This is a genomic window from Micromonospora sp. DT44, assembly GCF_049841635.1.
Lineage (GTDB): Bacteria > Actinomycetota > Actinomycetes > Mycobacteriales > Micromonosporaceae > Micromonospora.
The window spans coordinates 138,105-144,358 of record NZ_JBNCKS010000009.1 but is presented as its reverse complement, the minus strand read 5'-3'; the positions used below and the strand labels follow the sequence as shown (position 1 = coordinate 144,358).

The 6,254-nt window shown below is 66.6% G+C and carries 8 protein-coding genes; 6 read left to right on the top strand and 2 right to left on the bottom strand.

The genetic code is table 11. The annotated features are described in order from the left end of the window. Positions 1–33: 33 nt before the first annotated feature. Complete coding sequence (locus tag ACLQ25_RS07825) at positions 34–474, bottom strand: transposase (protein WP_425730213.1); 441 nt, start codon at positions 472–474, stop codon at positions 34–36. A 261-nt stretch (positions 475–735) separates the two neighbouring features. Here ACLQ25_RS07825 and ACLQ25_RS07820 point away from each other — a divergent pair, with 261 nt between their 5' ends. Genes ACLQ25_RS07820 through ACLQ25_RS07795 form a run of 6 tightly spaced genes read left to right on the top strand, consistent with a single transcriptional unit; the run spans position 736 to position 5,602 of the window. Then, positions 736–1,515 (top strand): hypothetical protein, encoded by a 780-nt coding sequence (locus tag ACLQ25_RS07820; protein ID WP_425730212.1) that lies wholly within the window; start codon positions 736–738, stop codon positions 1,513–1,515. Next, on the top strand, positions 1,512–2,066 hold the full coding sequence (locus ACLQ25_RS07815) for a phosphoribosyltransferase (protein ID WP_425730211.1): 555 nt from the start codon (positions 1,512–1,514) through the stop codon (positions 2,064–2,066). The genes ACLQ25_RS07820 and ACLQ25_RS07815 overlap by 4 nt, the downstream gene beginning before the upstream one ends. Further along, positions 2,063–3,145, top strand: a complete 1,083-nt coding sequence (locus ACLQ25_RS07810) for a glycosyltransferase family 9 protein (protein ID WP_425730210.1) — start codon at positions 2,063–2,065, stop codon at positions 3,143–3,145. Before ACLQ25_RS07815 ends, ACLQ25_RS07810 begins: the two co-directional genes overlap by 4 nt. After that, a complete protein-coding gene (locus ACLQ25_RS07805) occupies positions 3,142–4,275 on the top strand; it encodes a hypothetical protein (RefSeq protein WP_425730209.1) in 1,134 nt (377 codons plus the stop codon). The genes ACLQ25_RS07810 and ACLQ25_RS07805 overlap by 4 nt, the downstream gene beginning before the upstream one ends. After that, positions 4,272–5,018 carry an SDR family NAD(P)-dependent oxidoreductase gene (locus ACLQ25_RS07800; protein ID WP_425730208.1) on the top strand — a complete coding sequence of 249 codons (747 nt, stop codon included), beginning with the start codon at positions 4,272–4,274 and terminating at the stop codon, positions 5,016–5,018. Before ACLQ25_RS07805 ends, ACLQ25_RS07800 begins: the two co-directional genes overlap by 4 nt. Further along, entirely contained in the window at positions 5,015–5,602 is a 588-nt protein-coding gene (locus ACLQ25_RS07795; RefSeq protein ID WP_425730207.1) for a histidine phosphatase family protein, read from the top strand. Before ACLQ25_RS07800 ends, ACLQ25_RS07795 begins: the two co-directional genes overlap by 4 nt. Here the strand turns inward: ACLQ25_RS07795 and ACLQ25_RS07790 are convergent. Then, positions 5,585–6,031 carry an NUDIX hydrolase gene (locus tag ACLQ25_RS07790; protein ID WP_425730206.1) on the bottom strand — a complete coding sequence of 149 codons (447 nt, stop codon included), beginning with the start codon at positions 6,029–6,031 and terminating at the stop codon, positions 5,585–5,587. The two genes, ACLQ25_RS07795 and ACLQ25_RS07790, sit on opposite strands and share 18 nt — an antisense overlap. Positions 6,032–6,254: the final 223 nt, after the last annotated feature.

Here is a 6,254-nt window from a genome sequence, read left to right as displayed (position 1 = left end):
TGTCCGCGTCGCGTAACTCGCCAAACACGTCGGTCAGGATCTCTTCGGCGGGTTGTCGTTGTCCGCGCTCTCGGAGAATTCTTCCAAGAGCGCGTGTGCTTTTCCCATGATGTCCAACGCCATGCGGGTCTTCTTCAGATCCGCTTGCAGCTTCTCGTTCTGCCGGCGCAGCTTCTCCAGCTCGATCTGTTCTGCGGACTTCTTCACCCGCGACCCGGCCGCCGCAGTACCAGAATCCGTCCCCGGAGCTCCTACCTGGCCGAGTTGCCCGGCATCCCGAGCCCGTGTCCACTCGATGATGTGCGACGAGTACAAGCCTTCCCGGCGCAAGATCGCGCCCTTCTCCCCATTCGCGGCGTTCTCATATTCGGTGACCATCGCGAGCTTGAACTCAGGGCTGAAAACCCGCCGCGACGGCTTCGGCGCCGGGTCACCGCCGCCAGCCGCCGGCTGCTTGCCAGATGAAGTGGACACGTACACAAGGATCTCCGATCCCCGCCCTCAGCAGGTCACCACCCCACTCACACGGGGTGCCTCACGCCATCCTGACCAAGAGGGCTATACCTCGACATCCCGCACCGGCTTCGCTCGCTGCGTGCCACCGAGCCCACGGGATCGCTCGCCACTCGCGACGCGATCAAGCGAAGCCGTGGCGGAGACCGCATCGCGTCGATCGCCGACACAATCCTCGACAACAGCCGCAGCCTCGCCGCGCTGAAGAGCGCAGTCACTGAAGTGGTTCACCGCAGGTCCGGTGCCAAGGTTCCGCCGCAGGCAGAAGCGGCCATCCCTGAGTCTCTGCAACCGGTACTCGCGGACTGCATCGCCAGGCTGACCGACTCTGAGACAGCGCTTGTCGCCGCCACCGGCAGCCTCGCCCACCAGGGCTGGCTACCGGGATGGAGCGATATCGACCTCCTTGTCGTGCGCGACACGCTGCCGCTGGACTGGCTCCAGGTCAGGCGTATACCCCACCGGGGACCGGCGGGAGAAAAGATCGCGCTGTCCTCGTTCACCACGCGAGAGGTGCGCGCCGGGTCCGTCCCACCTCGGGTACTGCACGCGTTGCGGCAGATTGCCCACGATGGGCGAGGTCTGCTCTACCGCCGAGACGGCCTCACACTCAACGCCTTCGACGCACCAACCGACGACCGGGCCTCACGCAGCGAGCTTCCGCTCGTGGTGATGGTGCTGCGGCGACTCGCCGCGAACCCGGCACTCGATGTCCGCGCTGTCTATAAGCACGTTGTGCTGATCATGAAGATCATCCTGCGCGCCGATGGGGTTGACCTAGACGCCAGCGAGGAGGTCCGCCTCGCCTTCACCACCAGCCATCCGGGTGCCGAAGTCGACCTTCCGGCAGCGGCCGAGGTCAGCGGCGACCGGTGGCGACAGGGCGAAACGCTCTCCCACCGGGTCCGCGAAGCCGCCGCCAGAATCCTCGCTTACTACGACACGTTCGGCTGCGCGGCCACCCCCGACACCCCCAAGACGGAAGGACCTGATCTTCGATGACCACCGCTTTTGACGAGGTTCTTCACGCCGATCGAGTGACCCGGCTCGGGGTGGGAGACACCACTCGCCCGATCCGCGTCGTCCATGGCCTCGACGGCATCCGCACCGATGTGGCCGCAGAACAGGTACTGGCCACCGGGCGAAGCTTGTGGCAGCGATGGTGTGAGCACCCGGCGTACCGGCAGCACGATCTGCTGTTGGGTCTCGACGCCGGCGGCATCGTTCCCACGATCGGGATCGCTTGGGCCAGTGGCAGCCAATACCGCCTTGCCTGGAAGGTCAACCTTGACCTACCCGAGAAGCTTGTCTTCCACGAGCCGCATGCCCGGCGCCTTGAGGTCTTCGCGTACGGCGACTTCAAAGGCCAGCGCGTCCTCATCGTGGATGACGAGATAACCACCGGACTCACGTTGGCCAATCTCGTCAAGGCGCTCCGTGCGGCCGGAGCCGATATCACTGGTGCGCTCTGCCTGGTCGAAGACACCGCCGGAGATGGTCGACGTCTGCTCGAGAGCAACGAGGTCCCGCTGTGCGTACTGACCACGCTGTGACCCTCGTCGAGGAGCCTGTGCGCCACCGCGGCGGGCGGTACCTCGTCCGACGTGAACAGGCGCCGCTCGGCCGGCTCCTGCCGTATCGACGAGCCAACGGAGAGATCCCGCCGCGACGGGCACGGCTCGACGCGGTACGTGAGACTGGGTGGCGCGTCGACTTCGGCTCTCGCGGACTCGGCGACCTGCTGCTCGGCCTCGCCATGGCTCAGGCACTTCACGACGCCACACACGATCAGTTCGAAACACTGGAGTACGCCGGCAGGCGGGCGGACCTAATCGCCCGGTGCACCCTTCCAGTCACGGTCACGGTCGCGTACGGGGACGGGCACCAACTGGGCACGCGGAGCAGCGATAACGCCTTGGAATTCGACGCGGTACCGGAATCGCCTCCGACGCTGCTCGACCTCGTCGACGTCGACGTTGTCGAGGTCCATGCGGCGCTGCCGATGCGCTACTACCTCGACATCGAGCAGACCCTCGGCGCCAGGCTCCCCGCATCCGGTGATCCGTGCCCCAGGTTCCGGTCGACCGTCGCAGCGCCAGACCCATTCCACGTGCTCTTCGTGGCCACGACGAGTCGCCCCGACCGCAAGGACTACGGCATCGACAACTTCGCAGCCCTCGCCAAACACCTGAGGGCCCGCCACTCGGGCGCCTGGCGCTTCAGCCTGGTGACACCACCGGGCCACCAACCTCCGGCATCCGTAGGGCAGATCGAAGTACTTCACGGGCCAACGGCGGTCGACTGCATTGACCTCTTCGCCACCGCCGAGCTGGTCATCGGCAACGACACCGGCCTGACCCATCTCGCCGCGCTCACCATCCGACCGGACGGCACCCAGCCGCACGTGGTCGGCCTCTACGGACGGCACGGCTACGCCAAGTGGATCACCGGATCGCCACACCACCACGCGGTGGCCACCCCGTTCTCGCACCTGATGTCGGTCGCCGATGCGTGTCCCGTGCGGGACTGCTACGACGACACTCTCTGGTCAACCGCGAGCGACCTTCGCGCCATCCCCGCCAAGGACATAGCAGACTTCGCGGGGCAGCGCGCCGGCTGGTGGCCTCGATGATCCGGGTCGCCCGCTACCGCCGCTTCACCAAGAACCGCACGTTCCACCTCGACATCGGCTCACACCGCCTCTTCGCCAAGGTGAACCCGAACCCGGTGGAGGCCGCCGCCGAAGCCGCCGGATACCAACGAATCCGCCACCACTACCGGGTACCAGGGCTGCATTCCCAACACCGCATCGGGCACTGGACCCTCACCCTCTACGACCGCCACCAACCAGATCTTCCGGACACCGGCCTGCTCCTCGACGCCGTTACGTCCACCGACACCGACAGCGCGGCCAACCTCGATCGTGGGCTCGACGCCATCATCCAGCACTACCGCCGAACCATCGACGCGACCATCTGCCGAGTCCCCGCCTCACGCACCAACAGCAAGCTCTACCGCGACCGGGCCCAGCCGGGCTGCAGGCTGGACCACTACTACGGTCACAACCCGATCGTGCTCAAACTGGCCGACGCCGACGGTCTCCGACCCTCCGAGCTGCGAGAGACCACCCTCGTGGTCAACGGACAGCCCCGACGGCTCGACCTTCATGCCCTTGTCAGCGAGCTACGCGACGCCTTCCAACCCGACGAGCAGGTCTGGGCCGCGATGACCCAGGGCGACCCCACCGACTTCAACATTGGCCTCGACGCCGACCACCAGCCCGTCTGGTTCGACTACGACACCGCAGGCCTCAACGCCCTGCCCGGCGAGATCGCCTGCTTCCTCTGGTACCAGAGACTGCACGGCGCCTGGCTCGTCCCCCACCACAACACCGACGCCTACGCCGACCACAGGAAGGCACTCGCCGAAGCTGTCGAACCCACCGTACGGCTCAGAAGACTCTCCCACCGATCGGTCGGCATCGACTACCAGCACCACCCATCGCCGGCCCGGCAGCAAGCCATCACCCGATACCTCACGACGCTCGCCCGGCCGCTCGCACTCTCCGCCACCACGGATCTGCTCACCTGGATACGCCCCTACCTTGCCATGCGAATCCTCGCCGTCTATCCACTACAGCTCCTTGAGCCCCGCGACGCCGCTCTGTCGCTGGGCTTACTCGCCGACCTCTACGCGCCCGACGCCGACCTGGAACAGATCCTCGGACTCACCCCTTGTGTACCGACGGAGCCGCCCTCATGAGCCGCCCCATCGCCGTCATCACCGGAGCAGGTACGGGCATCGGAGCGGCCATCGCCGCCCGACTGTCCGCCGACTTCGACCTCGTCCTGACCCACCGCCACGACGACACCGACCTCGCCGCGGTCGTCGAGGCCGCCCGCCGCCACGGCGCCCAGACCCACACCATCACCGGGGACCTGACCGCGGCTGACACCCAGACCGCACTCCGCGCCGCGATCGAGCAACACGCCGCCCGACTCACAGCCCTGATCAGCAACGCCGGGGCGTACCCCCGCATCCCTTGGAGCCAGACGGACCTCGACGCCCTTCGCGACCAGCTCGAACTCAACCTCGTCACGCACGCCGCTGTCATCCGCGCCGGCACGCCCGCCTTCATCAACAACAACTACGGGCGCATCGTCGCCGTCTCCTCAGTCATGACCCAGATCGGACGCATCGACCTCGCCGGCTACATCGCCGCGAAAAGCGGCCTGGAAGGACTCGTCCGCGCGCTCGCCCGCGAACTCGGCCCCCACAACATCACCGTCAACACCGTGCGGCCCGGCTCGATCGAGGTCCCCGCAGAACACAGCGTCGTACCCGATCACGAGGCCATGGTCCGACGCCAGCTCGACCGGCAGTGCATCAAACGACGGGGCCAACCCTCAGATGTCGCCGCCGCCATCGCCTTCCTGACCACCCCGGAAGCGGGGTTCATCACCGGCCAAGCGATCAACGTCGACGGCGGCTGGCACCTTTCATGACCACCCTCTGGATCCGCCACGGAACCAGCCTCGACGGAATCACCCGACCCCACGCCCATGCCCGACCCGGCACACCCCTCACCGCGCGCGGCGCGGCACAAATCGCCGCCACCGCCCACACACTTCGTGACCGCGGTGTCCGGACCACAATCGTCTTCACCAGCCCGCATCCGCGCGCCACCACGAGCGCGCAGATCCTGGCTGCGCTGCTCGGCGTGCCGCTCGCCACCCCCAACCCGCTGTACGCCGAGTGGCGTCCACCCGACTGCGTCCTCGGCAAAGGACCTCACGAGTACCCACTTGAGTACCAGACCTGGCGCAGCGACCGGCTCCGCGACCCGGACTCGGCCCTGGCCGGGGGCGAGAGCCTTACAGCGCTTTACGAACGAGCGATGGCCGCCGCGGCGGTCCTCGGACACTCCGTCGAAGGAAACACAGCATTGATCGTCTCGCACCGAGTGCTCATCGGTGCCGTCGCAGCGATCATCGCTGGAGCGAGCCGCCCCCAGGACGTGTTCCAAGCCGCGCGCCGATTTACGCTCGCACCGGCAGGGATCTGGCCCGATTCAGGTCAATTCCGATAGCAACGCGTCAGTGTTCGCGAGGATAAAATCCTTCAGGGCCTCAGGCTTCAGATCCACCTCAGGAAGGCGGTCGACAGCCACCCGGTCCAGGGCATAGCCACCCCGGCCCGGATCAGTGAACTCCGGACCCGTACGGGCATTCTCATCAACCCGTTTGAGCCGGCAGGAGACGAAGTGCTGTACGGACACCCCATCACCCGACGGCGAGCTGAACAAGAACACCTGGCTGAGCCCTTCTGCCTCCGCGCCCAGCTCCTCCTGCAGCTCACGGCGCAGGGCTGCATCTAGGGATGCATCCGTCGGCTCAAGGCCGCCACCGGGCGCAGTCCAGTAGGGAGCTTGGCCGGGCTTCGTCCTCTTGATCAACACGAGCTGATCGCGTTCGTCCCACAGAATCGCTCGTACCGACCGACGCACGACCTCACGCATGTGGACCTCAATCAGCAGTAACCGAGACCTGGGCGGATCGAAGTTACCGCGAGATCGCGCGAGTGCAAAATGCTTGAAGCTAGGAAGCCGGAGCGTAGCGAAGGCCAGTCGGGCAAGTGGCACGTCGTGGCGATGGTGTCATCGGCGAAGGCGACAAGCAGGTCTATGGCCCGCGTAGGTAGCGCGTCATAGAGTGGCTGCCGGCGGCGCGAAGGCGGCGAGT

Excerpts from the sequence above, each read along its gene's own strand:
- ACLQ25_RS07815 (WP_425730211.1), top strand. The coding sequence starts at position 1,512 with ATGACCACCGCTTTTGACGAGGTTCTTCACGCCGATCGAGTGACCCGG.
- ACLQ25_RS07805 (WP_425730209.1), top strand. The coding sequence starts at position 3,142 with ATGATCCGGGTCGCCCGCTACCGCCGCTTCACCAAGAACCGCACGTTC.
- ACLQ25_RS07800 (WP_425730208.1), top strand. The coding sequence starts at position 4,272 with ATGAGCCGCCCCATCGCCGTCATCACCGGAGCAGGTACGGGCATCGGA.
- ACLQ25_RS07795 (WP_425730207.1), top strand. The coding sequence starts at position 5,015 with ATGACCACCCTCTGGATCCGCCACGGAACCAGCCTCGACGGAATCACC.
- ACLQ25_RS07790 (WP_425730206.1), bottom strand. The coding sequence starts at position 6,031 with ATGCGTGAGGTCGTGCGTCGGTCGGTACGAGCGATTCTGTGGGACGAA.